The organism is Treponema sp. R6D11 (assembly GCF_054786075.1).
On the sequence record NZ_BDHD01000610.1, the window covers coordinates 1 to 717 of the forward strand.

General features: G+C 49.5%; 1 protein-coding gene and 1 pseudogene. Both read right to left on the reverse strand.

Annotated features, from left to right (window positions below; genetic code table 11):
- Positions 1-503 (reverse strand): ABC transporter permease (locus ACYVTD_RS15020; protein WP_461248516.1); only part of this gene is annotated, 503 nt, incomplete at its 3' end.
- Positions 500-717: pseudogene (locus ACYVTD_RS15025) on the reverse strand (ABC transporter ATP-binding protein); the annotation flags it as partial. The gene ACYVTD_RS15020 and the pseudogene ACYVTD_RS15025, both read right to left, overlap by 4 nt.

The window sequence follows — 717 nt, forward strand, 5'->3', positions numbered from 1 at the left end:
GACAGAAGCAGGCCCAAAGAGACGGCGGAAGCGCCCATCAGGAACGCCCCGATGTATTCGCATACGATAACGCCTGTGTCAAATTCGCCTAACGCAGAAAGGCAGAGGGGCAGGGGGATGGAAAGGATCAGCATCATCACAAGCAGGGCGAAAACGGAAAAGAATTTGCCTAGCACCAGTTCCCATTCGGAGAAGGGCATGGTAAGAAGAAGCTCTATGCTTCCGGTCTTCCTTTCCTCGGCCCAGCTTTTCATTGTAAGCACCGGTATGACGAAAATAAAAATAATGGGTAAAATCCCGAAATAAGGCCGCATGGAGGCGACGTTCATGGTGAAGTAGCGCTGTATAAAAAAAATCCAGACCGAACTGAAAGCCAGAAAGAAAACCGCCGCCCCGTAAAAGGCCGGAGCGTTAAGGTAAGAGTAAAGCTCCTTTCGCGCCAGGGCCATTACCCGCGATTTCCCCTGTAAAAGACGTATTGTAAACTGGTTTTCCAGATTCATAATGCCTCCTTGTTTTGATTTTCAGACGGGCTAACCTCAGAAGTCAGGCTTACGAAAATATCCTCAAGGCTGATTTTCTTGCGGTTCATGCCGATTATTTTAAACCCGCCTGAAACGGCCCAATCGAAAATCATCTCGCCCGCCGGGATGAAAGCGTTGGAGTCGGCGGCGTTGTTTGCAGGCACAAAAAAACCAAGGCTGACAACGCCGTTTT